Here is an 18,296-nt window from a genome sequence, read left to right as displayed (position 1 = left end):
TGTTCAGAGGGCGGATGGGGGGGCGGCCGACTGCTCGGTCTCCCGCTCCTCGTCCTCGGCGGCCCTGACGGCCTCGTCGTTGGTGGCCGCTTCCTGGGCCCGCTCCCGCTCGATGAGGGCGGCGGCGCGCTCCTGCTGCTCCTCGGGCACCAGGATTTCCCACCAGGGAAGCAGGGTGCCCGTGGTCAGCTTGTCCACCACGCCCGAGCGACCCGCGCGCACCAGCACCGGGATGTCCGTCTCCTGGAGCAGCTCCACGAAGACCTCCACCATCAGCGGGTTGTCCGTGGTGCCCGCGCGCACGAAGACGCGCTTGTCCAGTTCATGCGGGAGCGGGAGCCCCCGGCTGCGCATCTCCCCTACGTCCACCAACCGTGGGTTGCCTGGACAGTCCGAGCATTGCTCGATGTCGTCCCGATATTCCGATCCGCACCTGGCGCAGTACTTCATGTCTGTCCCTCCTGCCCGTGGATGTCCTGGAGGGACATAGTAGGTCTGGTGTCCTGCCGCGGCACCGGGGGCCAGTCCTTCCGTTCACTGCCGGGCGTCGTCGCCCTGCCAGCGGCGGGCCTCGTCTCCCAGGCTGCCGACGGCGCTGCTCAACCGCTCCACGTCGATGGGCTTGCGCAGCACCAGGTCACAGTGCTCGGCGCCGTCCACCTGGGTGTAGCCGGAGACGAGGATGACGCGGGTGCGTGGCGCGCGAGCCTTCACCCGCCGGGCGAGCTCCGTGCCACACAGCCCCGGCAGCGACTCGTCCGTCACCACCACGTCCGGGAGCGTGCTCTCGAAGGCCCGCAGGCCCGCGAGTCCGTCGTGGGCGGTGACCACGTCGAACTCGAACTCGAGCAGCTCCGCTAGGAGCTCCCGGCTGTCACCATCGTCCTCTACGAGGAGGACCTTGATTCGCTCGGCACCCATGCGTCTGGGTAACTCTGGCCCTTGTCGGATTCGTCCGCCGCGAGGACGCGGGGACCGGTGCCTCGTTGCCTGGAGGGCAGGCGGGTGGAAGAGCCCCCCTCACCGGCGGGCGGGAGGCTGTCCATCTTCGAGCCTTGGAGGTGATGCCATGAAGGTGTTGATGCGGGGCGTGCATCTGACCCTGACGGAGTCGCTGAGGGACTACCTGCAGGAGCATCTGGTGCGCCACATCGAACGGTATGCGGACGACGAGGCGGCGGAAATCGACATCTCGCTGGTGGACATCAACGGTCCGAAGGGTGGGGTGGACAAGGAGTGCCGGGTGACGGTGCGCATGCCAAACTTCGCTTCCGTGCATGTCACCGAGCGGGCGGAGACGCTGTTTCCCGCCATCGACGCGGCGCGTGACCGGCTGGAGCGCACCCTGCGCAAGGCCGTGGACAAGCGCCGTGACGTGCACACGGACGGGCTGCCCGACGACGTGGCGGCGAACGTTCCGAGCTATTAGCCGGGGGCCTGCCTCGGTGTAGGGCCCGGTCTTCCCGGTCGTCCACCGGGCGGCCGGGCCCGCGTTGTCCGCTGCCCGAATCTTGCTGGGTCCGAATGGTGAACGCTATAAGCGGAACCCTTCACCCATGGGCTAAAGGACGGCGATGGTCCGCCTCAAGTTCCTCCTCTTCGCGTTCCTGGTCATTGGACTGGGGCTTGCTCATCTCCCGATGCTGTCGGGACCGCTTCGCGCGCGCGCGGTGGACGGAGCCACGGCCCAGTCCGCCTCGGGTGTTGCCGAGGTGGCGCGTCGCGTGGACGCGCGTCGCGCGGAGGTGCAGGCGCTGGCGCTGAAGCTGGCCGCCACGCCGGACGTCGCCTCCGCTGTCCACGCGCTGCTTCCCCCCAAGCCCGTCGCCTCCGTGCGTCCCCCGTCGCGGGACAAGGACAAGGCCGACGACAAGGACGCCCTCCAGCCGCTGACGGCGGAGCGCTTCACCGCTGTGCGGACGGCCGTCGAGGCCGTGCTGCCCAAGGATCTCAAGGGCGCGGTGGTGGCGCTGGCCGCGCCGGACGCCGCGTTCCATGCCGTCGCGGGCGCGGAGCCGTCCTCGGATGCCACGAAGCTGGACGTCGCCGCGCTGGCGAAGGCCGGCACCTCGGTGGTGGACGCGCTCGGTGCGGCGCACGTTTTCGCCTCGGTGCCCGTGCTGTGGGGCGGGGACTTCGGCATGCAGCCGGCGGTGACGCTGGTGGTGGGCGCGCCGCTGCTCGACGAGGGCGCGCTGGAGGCCGCGGTGCAGGCCACCGGCGTCTCCGCGCTCGGGTTGGTGAAGGGGGACTCGGTGACGGCCGTGGGGCCGGACAAGTTGCTCGCGGAGGGCTCGCTGGCGCAGGTGGCGGCCAACACGAGCGGAGTGGTGCTGCGCCGCGGCAGCCTCCAGAACCTGGGCCCGCTGGGCCTGCCTCTCATGACGGAGGGCGATGCCATGGGAGGCAAGGCGCCCCTGTCGGTGGGCTCTCGCCGCGCGCTGGAAGGCGCGCCGCTGGAAGTGCTCGCGGTGGCCGGGACGCAGCCGGTGCTGGGTGCTCTGGCGGACTACCAGCAGAACGCGCTCGTCGCGCTGGCGGGGCTCCTGGGCCTGACGCTGGTGTGGACGGTGCTGATGGGTGGCTCCCGCTCGGGCTCTGGCGACGACGTGCAGGGCACCTCCGACACGCTCAGCCTGTCGGCCGCGATGGCGGCGAATGCGCAGATGCACGCGCAGGTTCCTCACGCGCCGCAGCCGGTGGCGCCCACGCCGACGCCAGGTCCGCTGCCAGACCCGTTCGCCTCGGCTCCGTTCGCCGCCCCGCCGACGCCGGGCCCGTTGCCGGACCCGTTCGCGCGTGGGGCTCCTCCTCCGGCGGTGGCTCCCCTGTCGGATCCGTTCTCCATGGCGCCCCCGCCTCCGGTGGCCCAGCCCTTCGGCTCGGCGGACCCGTTCTCCATGGCGCCTCCGCCTCCGGCGGCCCATCCGTTCGGCTCGGGGGACCCCTTCGCGCTGCCGCCTCCGGCCCCCGCGCCGGTGTCGAACCCGTTCGCTTCGGCGGATCCGTTCGCGCAGGCGGATGCGTTTCCGTTCCCCGCGCCGCCTCCCGCGATTCCGCCGCCTCCCGCGGCCAGTCCGTTCGGTTCGTCGGGCGCGTCCATGCCCTTCGAGCCCGAGCCGGGTGGCTTCTCCGCCTCGGGTGAGCCCCTGTCGACGGCGTCGCCTCGGCGCGGCGCTTTCGCCTTCGAGGACCAGCCCACGGCGGCGTACACGCTCCAGCAGGCGGCGAACCCGTTCGCCCTGGCGGCTGCTCAGTCGCCGGACAACCCGGAGACGACGCGCGTCGCGGCCATTCCGCGCGAGCTGCTCCAGGCCAGCGCCCGGCCGGCCGAGGTCCCCATTCCGTTGCCGCCTCGCGCGGGGGGGCCCGCCGCCATTCCTCTCCCGGGCGCGGGCCCGTCGGGCAACTCCGCGGTGGCGCTCTCCGAGGAGCAGCACTTCCAGGAGGTCTTCCGCGAGTTCGTCACCACCCGTGAGCGGTGTGGCGAGCCGGCCGACGGCCTGACGTACGACAAGTTCGTGCAGAAGCTGCGCAAGAACAAGGAGCAGCTCGTCCAGAAGTACGCCTGCAAGACGGTGCGCTTCCAGGTCTACGTGAAGGAAGGCAAGGCCGCTCTCAAGGCCACGCCCGTCAAGGACTGAGCGCGGCTTCCACCGCGTGACGACATCGGAGCCCGGGGCGACACATCGCCTCGGGCTCTGTGCTTTTCAGGTGCTGGTGCTGAACCGGGCCCGGGCGATGGCTCCTGGCGAGGCTGCCTACGGGGCGCTCGCGGCGCCGGTCGCCATGAGGTCCGCGCGTGGGAGCACCACGCTGAAGCGCGCGCCCTGGCCCGGCTCTCCGCCGACCTCGAGCTTGCCGCCATGCTCCTGGAGGATGCGCGCGGCGATGGCCAGCCCCAGGCCCGTTCCGCCGTCCTTGGTGGTGAAGTAGGGCTCGAAGATGCGGGCGCGGTGCTCGGCGGGGATGCCCGGGCCGCTGTCCTCGACTTCGATGATGGCGTCCGCGTCGGTGCCCTTCACTCGCACGCGCAGGTGGCCACCCTTGCCGGTCATGGCCTCCTCGGCGTTCTTCACCAGGTTGACCAGCACCTGCGTCAGCATGTCCCGGTCCACGCGCGCCACCACGCCCGTCTGGAGCGCCGGGAGTATCTGGATGCCCTCGGGAGGTGTCGCGTAGAGGGCCAGCACGCTCTGCGTCAGCTCGGACAGGTCCACGGGCGCCAGTTGCGGCTTGGGCATTCTCGCGAAGCGGCTGAACTCGTCGACGATGCGCCGCAGCCGGTCCACCTCTTCCAGCACCACGCCCGCGCTCTCCTTGAAGAACTCCGGGAAGCGAGGGTGCCCGGCCTCCTGCGCCGCCAGCAGCGTCTCCAGCGACATGCGGATGGGCGTCAGCGGGTTCTTGATTTCGTGGGCCAGTCGCCGCGCCACTTCCTGCCACGCGGCGATGCGCTCACTGGCCACCAGTCGTTCCGTCGTCGCCTTCAGCTCGGACGTCATGTGGTTGAACGTCCGGACCAGCTCGCCCACCTCGCCCGTGGCGGCGGCCGTCACCTGGACATCCAGCGCGCCTTCCGCCACGCGCCGGGCACCCTCGGTGAGCGCCTCCACCGGCCGGGTCATCCACCGCGACACCAGCAACCCGAGCAGCATGGCGAAGGCGCCACCCAGTCCGGCCAACAGGAGGAAGGCGCGCATGACGCCTTCCTCGGCCTCGCGCGCGGCGGCACGGCTGAAGACGAGTCGCACCGTGGCGGCGTCGCCCAGGGGCAGCTCGCGCGCCACCGTGGGAGGCAGCGCCGTGCCGGCCCGGGCCAGCTCGGTGTCGCCAGAGACGAGCGAGACTTGCGCCTGGGTCAGCCGCGCGAGGTGCTGGGCCAGACTGTCGTCGAGCAGCACCCCGCCCACCGCCCACAGGCGCAGGTCCCCGTAGTCCACCGGGCGCGCGGTGACGAGCGCCGGCATCTGTCGCAGGCCCGAGGAGGTGCGCACCTCCACTCGCACCGGGACGGGCTTCGACGAGGCCACTTTCGTGACGGCGAAGAGGGCCGGGTCCGGGTCTCCGCGCCGCGCGGGCAGGTGTCCGGAGGACAGCACCGTGCCGCCCCGGTCGAAGAGGGCGAGCACCGTCAGTCCCCGCGTCTTCATCAGCGCTTCCGCCGTGCCTGCTTGAATGGCTCGGGTGGGGCGCTCTCGGGCCTCGCGGGCGAGGTCCTCCATGGCGGCGCTGTCCACCAGCTCCTCCACCGCGCGTCGGGCGGTGGTGGCCGAGCGCTCCAGCGACTCCTGGGCACTGGTGGTGGCGGCCTGCATGCGTGCGTCCAGTTCACGGGACAACGTGTCGCGGAGGCGCGAGAGGGTGGGCAGCACCACCACCGCGAGCGGCACCAACGCGAGCAGGGCGAAGGCGAGCGCCAGCCGGGTCCTCAAGCGCAAGGGGCCATCCTCCAGACCGCGCCTCGTGGCCAGCAACTCAAGGGGTCCCCGACGCCCTCCCTCGCGCCCGTCATGGACGCCCCCCGGTCCCCGCTCCCTCGGGTGGAAGCATGAAGGCGCCGTCCAGCATGGGCAGGCCCTGCGCATCCATCACCAGTCCGCCCACTTCCGGCACCACGCGCAGCCCCAGTCCTTGCGCGTACAGCGGGAGCAAGGGCAGCGATGCGGCGAGCGCCAGGGCTCGCTCGCGAACCCGAGCATCCCGCGCCGCCGCATCCGACAGCGCGCCGATGGCGGGCAGCTCCACGCCCAGCAGGTCCTTGCGTCCCCCCGCGTCCAGCACCACCGCCAGGGCGGGGCCAGGAACAGGCGGAAGGAGCAGCGCATGCAGCATCAGCTCGAAGTCGCCCTTGGCCCAACGGGCGCGCAGCGCGGAGCGCGTGAGGGGTTCCAGGGCCACGGTGTAGCCCCGCTCGTGCAGCTTCACCTGGATGCGCTCGGCCACCGCGCGCTGGTCCTCCAGCGCCGCGTCGTAGACGAGCGTCACCGTGCGAGCCGGACCCGACGCGGGCGTCGCCGGGCGAGGCTTGGGCCCCTGTTGCATCAGCGCGGGCGGCAGCAGGTGCGGCATGGGCACCGCCGGACCGCGCACGAAGAGGCGCGTGAGGTCCTCGCGATCGATGGAACTCTCCACCGCCTGCCGGAAGTCCGCCGGTACGCGCCGGGGCGAGAAGGCGAGATAGGTGGCGTAGAGCAGCGCGCCCGACGCGTTGTCCGTCTCCGAGGCGACCCCCAGCTCCAACTGTGCCTGCCGGGTGGACCAGAGCCGGGCCAGTCCCCGCTCATCCGTGGAGGTGAGCAGCAGTCGGTCCAGGTACGGGCGCCCACGTGGCCAGCCGAGCTGCGCATCCAGCGTCCCGCGCCCCGCCGAGGAGAACGGGCCCGGAGTCGACGAGGCCACGGGCGCGGCCAGGGCCGGGTGGCACAGCGCGCGCTCCAAATCGGGCCACGGAAACGAGAGCGCGAGCTCCAGCGAGGCACCGCTCGCGTTGACCTGCCGTCCCTCGCCGCGCAGCGGATAGAGCAGGGCGCGGTAGGGCGAAGCCCCTTCGGTGCTGGACAGTCGCATCCACGCACGCGCCAGGGCACCCGCCGTGGCGGCATTGGGGAGCATCACCCGCGCGGATTGCGGAGTAGGGCGCGACAACTCACGGGCCAGCGTGGGGCGCGCCTCGCCTTCCGGTGTCACAGCGCAGACAGGCCGGGACAACAGCCCCAGCAGCGTGGCTTCGAGAGGAGTGTCGGCGAGCGCGGGCTCTCCAATCTCGGGCGGCCCGGCATGGGCCACGCGCAGCTCTCCGCCATAACGGGGCCGTCCGGCCGCGAGCGCGGACGCGGAGCCCAGGAGCACGAGACTGGCGAGGGCGATGCGACGGGACTTCATGGAGCACCCTGGCGAAGGAGGAACAGCTCACCGGTGCCATCCGGCTTCCACAGGCCCACGACCACTTCACGGCGCTCGTCGCCATCCAGGTTGGCCGTCACCACGAACAACGCGCGCCCCGCGGGCAGCGCGCCCTGCCACAGCGGTTCGTGCACCGTGGGGTCTCCTCCGTTGAGGGAGTGGACGCGGAGCACGTCCGGCGAAGGCTGGAGCAGGGTGGATGTGGTGAGCAGCTCCGGCGCGCCGTCTCCGTCCAGGTCGCCCAGGGCACTGCCCGCGCCCAGCGCGCTCAGCCGCGTCGGCGCCGCACCCGCGCGCGGATAGAGCGAGCCGGTTCCATCCGCGTGCACGAAGAGCATCCTCGGCGGCGCGAGGCTCGCGGTGGTGAAGGGCGCGGAGAGTGTCACGGGCTTGCCGTCCGCGAGCCGCACCTCGGCCTGGAACGCGGTCTGCCCGGGGACGAAGCTCCCTCGCTCCACGGGCCCCAGCGGCGCGCTGTCCAGTGTGCCCACGGGCCGCAGCGTGCTTCGACCCTTCTCCAGCACGAGCACCTCACCGTGCGCGCGACGCGTACTCCACGCGGCCAGCCGGGGCGGCCCCGACAGCACGGCCAGCGCGCCAAAGGGCTCCCGCGTGGTGGCGTTGCCGAAGGGCAGGGCGCCCAGCTCCCTGCGGGCCAGCAGCCGTCCATCCGCCGCGAAGACGGACACGTCCGCCTCCGTCAGCACCGCGATTTCGTCGCGGCCATCCCCGTCCAGGTCTCCCGCCGCGAGCGCCGCCACGGGCTGCTCCAGCCGGACCAGCGCCGCACCCAGAAGTCGGATGCCCCGAGGACCGCTCGTGGGAGGCGACGTCGTCGAGGGGGCCACCGAGGCCAGGGCGAGCACCTCCGCGTCCGCGTCCACCGACTCGACGAGCGCGCCCGACGGCCGAGCGGGACGTGTCGGCGCGCGGCCCGACCAGAAGTTGACCCACGTGCCCAGCGCGTCCCCACGTGCCCGCAAGGCGCCTGCCTCCACATCCAGCGTCAGCCTCACCAGCGTGCGCGCCCCCTGCGCGCGTGCCACGCCCTCGGCGGCCTCCGCGCTCGCGGTGTCCACCACGGTGGGAGCCAGGCCCTCCGCGGACAGTCGCGCCGCGAGCACGCTTCCCACGGCGCGGCGCAGCTCGGCCGAGCCCCCCGAGAAGTACAGCGCCACGGGCGCCTCGGCGGGCAGGGCGCGCACGGAGGCGGACAGCTCCCGCGCGAGTCGCTGGACGGCCGAGGCGGTTTCGTCGGGCGAGGACTGCGATGCGGCACTGGCCGCGAAGGCGAAAAGCAGCGGTGCGAGGACCCGGGCTCGGCTCACAGACCCTTCCTGTTGCCTTCGTTGAGGAAGAACTCGTCGGTCGTCACCTGGCCCGGAGGCGGGGCCTCGGCGGTGGGCTGGGTGCCCTCGAGGAACGGCTCCAACCGGCCTGGGACGGAGGCGCCGGCCAGCAGTCCGGTGACGGGGTCGATGCGAACCTGGAGGATGCCGGCAGGCACCTCGAAGTCGCGCGCGGGCAGGCCCTCGTGGGCCACGCGCATGAACTGGAGCCAGATGGGCAGTGCGGCGCGCCCACCCGTCTCACTGCTCCCCAGCGGCGAATTGTCGTCGAAGCCCACCCACGCGCTGGCCACCCAGTCCACCGTGTAGCCGGAGAACCACGTGTCCTTTGACTCCTGCGTGGTGCCCGTCTTGCCAGCGGCGGGGCGATTCAGCTCGCGCACGGCCTTGGCCGTGCCTTCCTCCACCACGCTGCGCATCAGGGACGTGGTGAGGTACGCGACGGCGGGAGAAAGCGTCTCCTCGAAGGCCGGCTGATGCTCCTCCAACACCTTGCCGCGCGAGTCGCGCACGCGCAGCAGCATGAGCGGCTCCGCGTAGCGGCCATTCGACTGGAGCGTGGAGTAGGCGTTCACCGCCTCCAGCATCGTCACCTCGCCGGTGCCCAGCGCCAGCGTCAGGTTCTCCGGCAACGGCGAGTGGATGCCCGCCCGGCGCGCGAAGTCGATGACGGTGGGGGGCGTGAGCGCCTCGATGAGGCGCACGGACACCGTGTTCTTCGACTTGGTGAGGGCCGTGCGCAGCGTCATCGGCCCTTCGAACCGCCGGTCGTAGTTCTGCGGCTTCCACGCCTTGCCTGTGTACGGGTCCCGGATGGACTCCGGCGCGTCGTTCACTTGAGACAGCGGCGTGTAGCGTCCGCTGCCCAGCGCCGCGGCGTAGAGGAAGGGCTTGAAGGACGAGCCCGGCTGACGCTTTGCCTGGGTCGCGCGGTTGAACGACGAGCGCGCGGCGTCATACCCGCCCACCAGCGCCACCACGTTGCGGTTCTCCGGGCGGATGACCACGAGGCCACCTTGCACGAGCGGCACCTGGTCCAGCGTGGCCTCCACGAACGCTGGCGCGGGAGGCGCCTTCAGGATGCGCACGTAGACGAGCTGCCCCTTGGCGAACACATCCGAGATGTTCTTGGGCGCGCCCTTGCCCTTCTGCCGGGCCCACGTGACGGTGGAGTACGCAATCTCCGCGGTGCGGCCCACCAGGTCCACGCGCGCCACGTTCCGCTTCTCGTCCAGCTCGGTCACGTAGCCCGTCAACCGCAGCCCTTCCGACAGGGGCTTCAGCAGCACGGCGCGCACCATCAACTCCTCCTCGGAGGGAGGGGCCTCGTCCTCGGGCGTGAGGTCCGGGCGCTGCTCCTCCGCGCCGTCATCCTCGGTCTCCCCCTTCGGCTCCGGCGTCGCTACCTTCTCCGCCTGCGCGAGCGGCGCCAGGTCCGCCACGTAGCCCTGGTCCTTCAGTCGGCGGCCCGCCTCCTCGATGCGCGTGGCGACCATGCCGCGCAGGCGAGCCCACTTCTCATCTTCCAGCGTGCCTCGCGGACCCCGGTAGCCCTGTCGCCTGTCCACGGCCTCCAGGCCCTCACGCACGGCCTGCTCGGCGGCGACCTGGAGCTTGGGCACCATGGCGATGTCCACCCGCAGGCCACCATTCATCACCGCGTGCTCGCCATAGCGCTCGATGAGCGTGCGACGAATCTCCTCGGCGTAGTACGGGCCCACGCCCCGCTCGGGACGCGGGGCCAGGACGATGGGCTTGTCCAGCTCCGCTTCCGCCACGTCGCGCGGCACGAAGCCATGGTTGGCCATCTGCCCCAGCACGTACCGCTGACGCGACTTCGCCCGCGTCATGTTCGTCTCCGGGTTGATGCGGTGGGGAATCTGCACCGTGCCCGCCAGCACCGCGGCCTCGCCCACGTTCAACTCCTTGGCGTGCTTGCCAAAGTAATAGAGCGCGGCCTCCTCCACGCCGTAGCGGCGCTTCCCGTAATAGGACTGGTTGATGTAGAGGCCGAGAATCTGGTCCTTGGTGAGGGCCTCCTCGACGCGCGGGGTGAGGATCCACTCGCGAATCTTGCGCGACAGGCTGCGCTCGGGCGTGAGCAGCAGGTTCTTCACCACCTGCTGCGTAATCGTGGACGCGCCGGACTTGCGGCTGCCGGGGATGAGGTTCTTGATGGCGGCGCGGGCGATGCCGAACGGGTCCAGGCCCACGTGCTTGTAGAAGTCCGCGTCCTCGGCGGCCAGGAAGGCATCGCGGACATGGGGCGGCAGGTCCGCGACGCGCACCACGGTGCGCTTCTCATGCGCGTACTCGGCGCAGATGCTCCCGTCCGCGCACGTCACCTTGGTGACCTGGGGCAGCTCGTAGTGCTGGAGCGCGTCCACCGAGGGCAAATCCCGGCTGTAGTAGACGTACGCCCCCACGCCGACCAGCACGACGAGCAGCAGGCCCACGGCGCCGGTGATGAGCAGCCGCCGGGTCCACTTCCAGAGGCGCGCGCCAAACCCGGGGCGTGGCGGAAGGGGCGCGGGCGCCGGGACGGGAGGCGGGGGAGCTTCGGGCGGAGTGGGCATCACAGGGGCCAGGGTCATGTGCTTCTCGACGGGGGCTGCACGTTAGACCAAGTCGGATTTTGAATTCGGGAATCGGACCGGGCCGCACCTGGAGGCTGGCCTCCAGGCAGGGGAGCGCTACGGCGTTTCGGGCATCGGGGAGAGCACCTCCCGTGCCCGAGGCTCGGGCGAGTCCAGGTCCACCTGGGCCACGCGGCTCAGGCGGTCCGCGTTGACGCGGGCCTGGACATAACGCGGGGACAGTCGGGTGGCGGTGGCGTACGCGGCGCGGGCCTCTTCCTTGCGGCCCAGTCGCTCCCACGCCACGCCGAGGTTGTTGTGCACGTAGGCCACGTTCGGCAGCAGCTCCGCGGCTTGCGTGAGCACCTCGGCGGCCTTCGCGTTCTCTCCCGCGCGCAGGTACGCGAAGCCCAGGTTGTTGAGCGCGTAGCCATGCTCGGGGTCCAGGTGCACGGCCTGCTGGAAGCGGAGGATGGCCGACGCCAGCTCCCCGCCCGCCAGGTGCGCGCGGCCGAGCACCTGGTATGCCTCCGCGTCCTCCGGAGCGTGCAGCACCGCCTCCTCGCCCACGCGCACCGCCTCCCCGTGGCGCCCCAGGGACACGAGCAGTCGGGCCTGCTGGATGAGGGCCCCCGCGTCCTCGGGCACCAGGCTTCCCAGCCGCGCGTACGCCAGCAGCGCGACGTCGGACTGGCCCTGGAGGCGGGCGAGCCGGGCGGCCAGCGTCAGCGCGTCCGTGTCGGCCGGGTCGTCATGCAGCGCGCGACGCACCTCGGTGAGGGCGCCGGACACGTCGCCCAGCTCGCGCAGGGAGCGCGCGCGGCCCAGGTGGTCCACGCGTCGACCGTGCTCGTGGGTGAGCGCCAGGACATCCTCGGGCGCCGGGCGGGGAGGCTGCCCGACGGTGGGGCTCGGGCCTTCCGGCGGGGCGAGGGGAATGGGGAGGGGAGCCTCGGTGAAGCCCTGGACCGCCTCAGGGCCCGTGCCCGTGTCGCGGGTGCGCGCCGCGTGCTGGTCGGCGAGGGCGAGCCACGGGCGCCACGTGGCCGGCAGGGGCACGTCGCTCCACGCGGCCAGGCCGAGCGCGGCGAGGCAGGTGGGCAGCAGGGACTTCTTCAGCGCGGGGGGCAGGGTGAAACCCAGGGTGCGGCGGGTGGCCTTCCTCGTCCTCGGGCTCATGGCGACCTCGACTCCAGGCGGGGCGTCCGAGAAGGACACTCCGGGCGGACACCTGTGGGCGTCCTCCCACCCGGGGCTATTGCGATGGCCGTGCCAGGGGCCTGCCCCGAGGGCATGAGACAGGGTGTGTCCCTGGGGCCGCACGCGAGGGGAAAACCGTGGCGGGGGCGTGGGTGTCGTGCGACGGTGCCCGCGATGAAAATCGCCACCTGGAACGTGAACTCGGTGAGGGCCCGTCAGGAGCGGCTGCTCGAGTGGCTGAAGAGCGCGCAGCCGGACATCCTCTGCCTTCAGGAGCTGAAGTGCACGGAGGACGACTTCCCGATGGAGGCCGTGCGCGACGCCGGCTACCACGCGGCGGTCCACGGGCAGAAGACCTACAACGGCGTGGCCATCCTCGCGAAGGAGGAGCCACGCGACGTGGTGAAGGGGCTGTCGGACGGCGTGGATGACACGCATGCGCGCCTCATCGCCGCGACGGTGGCCGGCATCCGCGTGGTGAGCGCGTACGCGCCCAATGGCCAGACGGTGGACTCGCCCCAGTACGAGTACAAGCTCGAGTGGTACGGCCGCCTGCGGCGCTACCTGGACACGCGGCACAAGCCCGACGAGGCGCTGGTGCTCGGCGGCGACTGGAACGTGGCGCCCGAGGACATCGACACCTACGACCCGAAGCTGTGGGAGGGCCAGACGCTCTTCACGCTGAAGGAGCGGGATGCGCTCCAGCGGCTGCGCGCGTTCGGACTGACGGATGCGTACCGGAAGCTGTACCCGGACACGCAGCGCTTCTCGTGGTGGGACTACCGGATGCTCGGCTTCCCGAAGAACCTGGGGCTGCGCATCGACCACCTCTACGTGTCGGCGCCGCTGGTGCCCAGGCTGACGGGCTCGGACACGGACCGCGAGGCGCGCAAGGGCAAGCAGCCCTCGGACCATGCGCCGGTGTGGTTGGAACTGCGGGACTGAAGTGGGGAGGACAGGCGTGATTCAGCTGCGATGGCCGATGTTGTGCGTGGGGCTGGGGATGTTCCTCGTGGGCTGTGCGTCCGCGGGCAAGCCGCCCGAGGCCGCGGAGGCGCCCGAGCCCGTGCCCGCGCACCAGACCTTCACGCTGGAGTCCGCGAAGCTGAAGGAGGTCCGCCACATCGCCGTCTACACGCCTCCTGGCTACGACGCGGCGAAGGACACGCGCTTCCCGGTGCTCTACATGCCCGACGGTGGGCTCAAGGAGGACTTCCCTCACGTCGCCTCCGCCGTGGACGCGGCCATTCGCGCGGGCGAGCTGCGGCCGCTGCTCGTGGTGGGCGTCGAGAACACGGTGCGGCGGCGCGACATGACGGGCCCCACCACGGTGGCCACCGACAAGGAGGCCGCGCCCATCTCGGGAGGCTCGGACGCGTTCCGGGCGTTCTTTCGCGACGAGCTGATGCCGGAGGTCCGCCAGCGCTATCGCGTGACGGAGGAGCGGGCCATCATCGGGGAATCGCTCGCGGGGCTGTTCATCGTGGAGACGTTCTTCCTGGAGCCGGAGCTGTTCGGCACGTACCTCGCGCTGAGCCCCAGCATCTGGTGGAACGCGGAGTCGCTGGTGCGTCAGGCGGGTGAGCGACTCACGGCGCGCTCGGACCTGAAGGCCGCGCTGTACGTGTCCTCCGCGAACGAGGTGGATGACATCGTCCCCGCCGTCGAGCGGCTGCGCGAGGTCCTCCGGGTGAGCGCGCCCGCGGGCTTGAAGTGGGAGGTCGAGCCTCGGCCGGACCTCCGCCACGACAACATCTACCGGTCCACCGCGCCGGCTCTGCTGCGCAAGTGGCTGCCTCCGGTGGCCGCCGAGACCGCGCGGTAGGGCCGTTGTCGCGGGGGACCGCCGAGAGCGCCCCGCCTTCACTCCCGGCCTGGATTAGAGTCGGCGCCCCATGCCCGTCATCCGACTCGACTGTACGAAGTGCGACCGGACGTTTGCGCCGGGCTCCGTGCTGAACCTGTGCACGTCCTGCAGTGCTCCCCTCTTCGCGCGCTACGACCTGGAGCGCGCGGCGAAGACGCTTCGGCCCGAGGCCCTGGCGACGCGGGAGCGCTCCATGTGGCGCTATCACGAGGTGATGCCCGTGGAGGACCCCGCGCAGCGGCTCAGCCTGGGCGAAGGCTACACGCCGCTGCTCCATGCGCCGCGCCTGTCGGAGTGGCTGGGGCTGAAGCGCGTCATGGTGAAGGACGAGGGCGGAAATCCCACCGGCTCGTTCAAGGCGCGCGGCCTGTCGGCGGCGGTGTCCATGGCGAAGGTGCTGGGGGCGAAGGCGGTGTGCCTGCCCTCCGCGGGCAACGCCGGGAGCGCGCTGGCGGCCTATGCGGCGCGGGGTGGCCTGGAGGCGCACGTCTTCGTGCCCAAGGACATCGCGAGCCTCTTCCTCATGGAGACCCGTGCCTACGGCGCGCACGTCGAGACGGTGGACGGCCTCATCACCGACGCGGGCAGGGTGTGCGCCAGCCTCGCGCGTGAGCATGGCTGGTACGAGTGCGCCACGCTGAAGGAGCCCTACCGCGTGGAGGGCAAGAAGACGATGGGCTACGAGCTGGCGGAGCAACTGGATTGGACGCTGCCGGACGTCATCCTCTACCCGACGGGCGGAGGCACCGGACTCATCGGCATGTGGAAGGCGTTCGAGGAGATGGAGACCATGGGGCTCATCGGCTCGAAGCGTCCCCGGATGGTCGCGGTGCAGGCGGAGGGCTGCGCGCCCATCGTGAAGGCGCATGCGGAAGGTCAGCCGGATGCGCCCATGTGGCCCGGGGCGACGACGCACGCGCACGGCCTTCGCGTGCCGAAGGCGCTGGGCGACTTCCTCATCCTCCGCGCCGTGAAGGCCAGCGGAGGGACGGCCATCTCCGTCACCGAGGAGGAAATCGTGCAGGGCACGAAGGAGCTCGCGGCCTCCGAGGGACTCTTCGCGGCGCCCGAGGGCGGGGCCTGCGTGGCCGCGCTGCGCAAGCTCCAGTCCGCGGGCCAGGTGGCGCCGGACGAGTCGGTGGTGGTCTTCAACACGGGCACGGGCTTCAAGTACGTGGAGAACATGGCCCCGCTCTGGTGAGCGCGGCCACGAGCCCCGTCGACAGCGGCGTCGCCTCCTTCGTCGAGGTGCGCCGCGATTCCCAAGCGGGCCTCGCGACAAGGTGCGGTGCGTCAAGCCTGGCCGAGTCCCTCAAGGGGCAACAAGTCGCACCTGAATCGCGGTGTGGCGCCCATGATGAGCGACGCGCTCGATGCGCCACTCGAACGGCGAGCACCCGTGCAGGAAGCGCCGCGGGTGGCCCAAGATGGGGAGTGCGCTCAATAGAAGCCACGCTCGACTCGTGACGCGCCACGGGTGCGCCTCGAACGGTGAGGAGTCTCCCTTGAATCATGTCCCGCGCCGCCTGCTGAGAGCCGCACCCCGCGATGTTTCCTCCAGCGCGAGCAGTCCCTCGCCCGGAGAGCCCGCCCTCCTGTGTGAGGGCACCGGCCGCGCGAAGGTGCGCCGGGAGGTTCGGGGGGACTCGGGGCGGCGGGTGCGTGTCTTCGTGGGTGGAGTACTGGCCCTGTGCCTCACCCACTGCGCGACCTCACCCACGGCCTCGCGCACGGCCCCACCGCCACAGGTCCCTGAAACGCCCACCGTGGCCTCGGATGGCCGCGTGCACGCCCGACCCCATGCGGCGACCACCGAGCCAGGGCCGCTGGGGCTGCATCCGCTGGGCCTTGGTGGCGCGCGGGACGGACTGCTCTACGTGCCTCGCTCCTATCGTCCGGAGCAGCCCGCGGCGCTGATGCTGGTGTTGCACGGCGCGAGGGGAAACGCGGGACAGATGCTGGAGGCGATGCAGGCGTTCGCGGAGGCCGAAGGCCTCATCCTGTTGATACCGGAGTCGCGAGGCGTGACGTGGGACCACAAGCTGGCCACCCCGGGCGCGGACCTGGCATTCCTCGACCGGGCCCTGGCCCATGTCTTCGCGCGCTATGCCGTGGCGAAGGAACGTCTCTCCGTCGCGGGCTTCTCGGATGGGGCGTCGTATGCGCTGGCGCTCGGCATCCTCAACGGAGACCTGTTCCCGCGCATCCTCGCCTTCTCACCCGGGTTCGTTCACGCGGCGGAGCCTCGAGGCGTGCCGCGCGTCTTCATCTCCCACGGGGACAAGGACGCGGTGCTCCCCGTCGAGCAGGCGGGCCGGCGCATCGTCGCCGAGCTGGGTGCCGCGGGCTTCGACGTGCGCTACCACGAGTTCGCGGGCGGCCACTCCCTTCCCGCAGACGTCCTCCGCGTCGCCGCGCAATGGCTTCGCGAGACGACCGCGCCCGTGAGCGCGGAGTGACTCACGGGCGGGGCTTCCGTTCAGCTCACAGCCACTTCGGACGAACCCAGTCCAGGAGGCCATCCTTGGCGCGCTTGAAGGGCTCCGTCACGTTGTCCCAGACCTCCTTGCCCGCGTCCTTCACGCCGTCGACAACCTTGTCCTTGAGCTCCTTCAACTCCCCCGTGGCCTTGGAGAAGTCCCAGTTCGGGTCGCCCTTGCCCTCGCGCAGTTGCTTCACCGCGTCGTCGAGGTAGGCAGTGTGGTCCTTGCCGCCTTCGCCGACGAACGGGCGCTTGCCGTCGAAGTAGCCCTGTTTGACGGCGTCCTGGATGATCTCGCCCTGCTGCTCGGGGTTGAGGTCTCCCCACTTCTTGCCGGACTTGATGCCCTCTTCCCAGTTGTAGCCCTGCCCCGCGCTCTGGGCGACCAGGGCCTTGGCCGCGTAGTCCGCGCCATGGTTCTGGTATTGCCAGACGTGGGTGGCCTCGTGGGTGAGGAGGTCCTTGGAGGGCGGGAAGTTGGACGAGCCGTCCTGCTTCGTCGGGTTGACGAGAATCTTGTTCCCCACCGTGAAGGCGGGCGTGTAGCGCGTGAGGTTGTCGAAGAGCGCGGCCGGGCCGTTGACCACGCTGACCTTGTCCAGGTCCACGCTGTCGCCGAAGACGCCCTTCAAGTCCTTCTTCTGCGCGTCCGTCAGCGCCTGACCCTCGACCTTGTCGGCCGCATCCTGGACCTTCTTGAGGAGCTCCTTGCCGGGGATGGGCACGGAGGGAATGAAGTCATCCACGATGTTCCGGGTCACCGCCTGCGCCACCGGCTTCGCCTGCGGCTTGGGCGCTACTTCTTCCTCGGGCCGGCGGTAGACAGGCTGACGCTTCTCGATACGAACAGGGGCCATTGCGTGACTCCTCTTGGGGAGGGGGGCTGAGTCATTTGAATTGTCTGAAGTTGCCTCCGCTTTGTTTCCTCAAATTGTGAGATGTGTGAGTCCATGACGACGCCACCGCCCGAGTCCCTCCCTTTTCCGGAGAGTCTCTGCCATCGCTGCGCGGCGCCCCCGCGCTATGTCCAGACGCGGACCTCCGTCTTCATCCTGTGCCCGCTGTTGCCCGGGAAGTATCCGCCGCAGCCGGTGCGGGCTTGCGCGCTCTTCCGCCCCGCGGAATCCAATCCCAGTTGAAATGGATGAGGGCAACGGAGGGAGCAAGCCCTCGTTGTCGCGGGCAGGTGGGCGAGGAGGGTAATTGCGAGTGCTTCCGGCCGTCCCCAACTGTGGCGCGCAGTCCAGTCACTGGGAGGAGGGACTTGATGGTCGCCAGGAAGAGCACGCGCGCCTCGACGCGCACCCGTACGATGACGCCCCGGAAGAAGCGGACCGTTTCCCGCACGAGCCGCGCCAAGCCGCGTCGTGTCAATGCGACGAGTCGGCGCCGCGTGGGGGCCCGAGTCACCACGGCCAGCAGCAGGTACACGCGGCCCGCGCTGAGGGAGCGCATCAAGAAGCGCCTCATGGCGGGCACCCGAGGCGGACGCGCGGGCCAGTGGAGCGCTCGCAAGGCGCAGCTTCTGGCGACGGAGTACGAGAAGGCCGGGGGCGGCTATCGCGGCCGGAAGACGGGCACCCAGAAGTCGATGGTGGCGTGGACCCGCGAGGCGTGGGGGACTCGGACCGGCGGCACACGTGCGCGTCGCGGGGCCACCACCGCTCGCTACCTGCCGAAGGAGGCGTGGGGCCGGCTCAGCGCGCGGCAGAAGCAGGCAACGGACCGCCGCAAGCGGATGGCATCGCGTCGCGGGCAACAGTACGTGGCGAACACGCCTGCCGCGCGTCGCGCTCGCAAGATGGCGTCACGGCGATGACGCCCAGGAGTCCCGCCGTGGGGTGATGCACGGCGGGCTCCCGGTTCAGGGGCAGCGTCACGATGTTCCCTGGAAACGCCACTCGAGGCGACGGGCG

General features: G+C 71.1%; 16 protein-coding genes. 8 read left to right on the top strand and 8 right to left on the bottom strand.

Going from position 1 to position 18,296, the window contains the following annotated elements:
* Positions 1-3: 3 nt before the first annotated feature.
* Positions 4-450: a putative signal transducing protein gene (locus HUA78_RS02065; RefSeq protein ID WP_174453409.1), complete on the bottom strand. Its 447-nt coding sequence runs from the start codon at positions 448-450 to the stop codon at positions 4-6.
* 84 nt (positions 451-534) lie between these two features.
* Positions 535-921 carry a response regulator gene (locus HUA78_RS02060; RefSeq protein WP_174475543.1) on the bottom strand — a complete coding sequence of 129 codons (387 nt, stop codon included), beginning with the start codon at positions 919-921 and terminating at the stop codon, positions 535-537.
* Between the two features lie 148 nt (positions 922-1,069).
* On the opposite strand from HUA78_RS02060, the gene hpf reads away from it, so the two are divergent.
* Both hpf and HUA78_RS02050 read left to right on the top strand, forming a co-directional pair.
* Positions 1,070-1,429 carry a ribosome hibernation-promoting factor, HPF/YfiA family gene (gene hpf / locus HUA78_RS02055; protein ID WP_141644110.1) on the top strand — a complete coding sequence of 120 codons (360 nt, stop codon included), beginning with the start codon at positions 1,070-1,072 and terminating at the stop codon, positions 1,427-1,429.
* A gap of 145 nt (positions 1,430-1,574) precedes the next feature.
* The gene (locus HUA78_RS02050) at positions 1,575-3,644 is read left to right on the top strand and encodes an MXAN_5187 family protein (RefSeq protein WP_174475542.1); all 2,070 of its coding nucleotides are present in this window, start codon (positions 1,575-1,577) and stop codon (positions 3,642-3,644) included.
* Between the two features lie 117 nt (positions 3,645-3,761).
* Here HUA78_RS02050 and HUA78_RS02045 read toward each other — a convergent pair whose 3' ends face one another.
* The 5 genes from HUA78_RS02045 to HUA78_RS02025 form a co-directional block, all read right to left on the bottom strand.
* Positions 3,762-5,441 (bottom strand): PAS domain-containing sensor histidine kinase, encoded by a 1,680-nt coding sequence (locus tag HUA78_RS02045; protein ID WP_174453411.1) that lies wholly within the window; start codon positions 5,439-5,441, stop codon positions 3,762-3,764.
* A gap of 70 nt (positions 5,442-5,511) precedes the next feature.
* Positions 5,512-6,885, bottom strand: coding sequence for a peptide ABC transporter substrate-binding protein (locus tag HUA78_RS02040; protein WP_141644107.1), 1,374 nt, complete (start codon positions 6,883-6,885; stop codon positions 5,512-5,514).
* On the bottom strand, positions 6,882-8,234 hold the full coding sequence (locus HUA78_RS02035; RefSeq protein WP_174475541.1) for a VCBS repeat-containing protein: 1,353 nt from the start codon (positions 8,232-8,234) through the stop codon (positions 6,882-6,884). Before HUA78_RS02035 ends, HUA78_RS02040 begins: the two co-directional genes overlap by 4 nt.
* Positions 8,231-10,849 carry a penicillin-binding protein 1A gene (locus tag HUA78_RS02030; protein WP_174475540.1) on the bottom strand — a complete coding sequence of 873 codons (2,619 nt, stop codon included), beginning with the start codon at positions 10,847-10,849 and terminating at the stop codon, positions 8,231-8,233. Before HUA78_RS02030 ends, HUA78_RS02035 begins: the two co-directional genes overlap by 4 nt.
* 99 nt (positions 10,850-10,948) lie before the next feature.
* The gene (locus HUA78_RS02025) at positions 10,949-12,010 is read right to left on the bottom strand and encodes a tetratricopeptide repeat protein (protein WP_174475539.1); all 1,062 of its coding nucleotides are present in this window, start codon (positions 12,008-12,010) and stop codon (positions 10,949-10,951) included.
* A 195-nt stretch (positions 12,011-12,205) separates the two neighbouring features.
* Between HUA78_RS02025 and xth the strand changes: the two genes are divergently transcribed.
* The 4 genes from xth to HUA78_RS02005 all read left to right on the top strand — a co-directional run bounded on the left by xth (position 12,206) and on the right by HUA78_RS02005 (position 16,357).
* Entirely contained in the window at positions 12,206-12,976 is a 771-nt protein-coding gene (gene xth / locus HUA78_RS02020) for an exodeoxyribonuclease III (protein ID WP_141645701.1), read from the top strand.
* Positions 12,977-13,034: 58 nt separating this feature from the next.
* The gene (locus HUA78_RS02015) at positions 13,035-13,856 is read left to right on the top strand and encodes an alpha/beta hydrolase (protein ID WP_254623561.1); all 822 of its coding nucleotides are present in this window, start codon (positions 13,035-13,037) and stop codon (positions 13,854-13,856) included.
* A 70-nt stretch (positions 13,857-13,926) separates the two neighbouring features.
* Positions 13,927-15,099 carry a threonine synthase gene (locus HUA78_RS02010; protein WP_174453416.1) on the top strand — a complete coding sequence of 391 codons (1,173 nt, stop codon included), beginning with the start codon at positions 13,927-13,929 and terminating at the stop codon, positions 15,097-15,099.
* 304 nt (positions 15,100-15,403) lie between these two features.
* The gene (locus HUA78_RS02005) at positions 15,404-16,357 is read left to right on the top strand and encodes an alpha/beta hydrolase (RefSeq protein WP_217439730.1); all 954 of its coding nucleotides are present in this window, start codon (positions 15,404-15,406) and stop codon (positions 16,355-16,357) included.
* Between the two features lie 25 nt (positions 16,358-16,382).
* Here the strand turns inward: HUA78_RS02005 and HUA78_RS02000 are convergent, their stop codons facing one another.
* Positions 16,383-17,237 carry a DUF4157 domain-containing protein gene (locus HUA78_RS02000; RefSeq protein ID WP_174461310.1) on the bottom strand — a complete coding sequence of 285 codons (855 nt, stop codon included), beginning with the start codon at positions 17,235-17,237 and terminating at the stop codon, positions 16,383-16,385.
* A gap of 93 nt (positions 17,238-17,330) precedes the next feature.
* Between HUA78_RS02000 and HUA78_RS01995 the strand changes: the two genes are divergently transcribed.
* Together HUA78_RS01995 and HUA78_RS01990 are read left to right on the top strand one after the other, a co-directional pair.
* The gene (locus HUA78_RS01995; protein WP_174475538.1) at positions 17,331-17,519 is read left to right on the top strand and encodes a hypothetical protein; all 189 of its coding nucleotides are present in this window, start codon (positions 17,331-17,333) and stop codon (positions 17,517-17,519) included.
* A gap of 128 nt (positions 17,520-17,647) precedes the next feature.
* Positions 17,648-18,199 (top strand): hypothetical protein, encoded by a 552-nt coding sequence (locus tag HUA78_RS01990; RefSeq protein ID WP_141645705.1) that lies wholly within the window; start codon positions 17,648-17,650, stop codon positions 18,197-18,199.
* The last annotated feature ends 97 nt before the right edge of the window (positions 18,200-18,296 follow it).

Origin of the sequence: Myxococcus sp. CA033 (genome assembly GCF_013336625.1) — a bacterium.
In the GTDB taxonomy this organism is placed as follows: Bacteria; Myxococcota; Myxococcia; order Myxococcales; family Myxococcaceae; genus Myxococcus; species Myxococcus llanfairpwllgwyngyllgogerychwyrndrobwllllantysiliogogogochensis.
Note: the sequence above shows the minus strand (reverse complement) of the source record. Positions and strands in the feature narration are given on the sequence as shown.

Bases quoted from the DNA above. Each gene is read 5' to 3' on its own strand.
- HUA78_RS02065 (WP_174453409.1), bottom strand. From the start codon at position 450: ATGAAGTACTGCGCCAGGTGCGGATCGGAATATCGGGACGACATCGAG.
- HUA78_RS02060 (WP_174475543.1), bottom strand. From the start codon at position 921: ATGGGTGCCGAGCGAATCAAGGTCCTCCTCGTAGAGGACGATGGTGAC.
- hpf (WP_141644110.1), top strand. From the start codon at position 1,070: ATGAAGGTGTTGATGCGGGGCGTGCATCTGACCCTGACGGAGTCGCTG.
- HUA78_RS02050 (WP_174475542.1), top strand. From the start codon at position 1,575: ATGGTCCGCCTCAAGTTCCTCCTCTTCGCGTTCCTGGTCATTGGACTG.
- HUA78_RS02040 (WP_141644107.1), bottom strand. From the start codon at position 6,885: ATGAAGTCCCGTCGCATCGCCCTCGCCAGTCTCGTGCTCCTGGGCTCC.
- HUA78_RS02030 (WP_174475540.1), bottom strand. From the start codon at position 10,849: ATGACCCTGGCCCCTGTGATGCCCACTCCGCCCGAAGCTCCCCCGCCT.
- HUA78_RS02025 (WP_174475539.1), bottom strand. From the start codon at position 12,010: ATGAGCCCGAGGACGAGGAAGGCCACCCGCCGCACCCTGGGTTTCACC.
- xth (WP_141645701.1), top strand. From the start codon at position 12,206: ATGAAAATCGCCACCTGGAACGTGAACTCGGTGAGGGCCCGTCAGGAG.
- HUA78_RS02015 (WP_254623561.1), top strand. From the start codon at position 13,035: ATGTTCCTCGTGGGCTGTGCGTCCGCGGGCAAGCCGCCCGAGGCCGCG.
- HUA78_RS02010 (WP_174453416.1), top strand. From the start codon at position 13,927: ATGCCCGTCATCCGACTCGACTGTACGAAGTGCGACCGGACGTTTGCG.
- HUA78_RS02000 (WP_174461310.1), bottom strand. From the start codon at position 17,237: ATGGCCCCTGTTCGTATCGAGAAGCGTCAGCCTGTCTACCGCCGGCCC.
- HUA78_RS01995 (WP_174475538.1), top strand. From the start codon at position 17,331: ATGACGACGCCACCGCCCGAGTCCCTCCCTTTTCCGGAGAGTCTCTGC.
- HUA78_RS01990 (WP_141645705.1), top strand. From the start codon at position 17,648: ATGGTCGCCAGGAAGAGCACGCGCGCCTCGACGCGCACCCGTACGATG.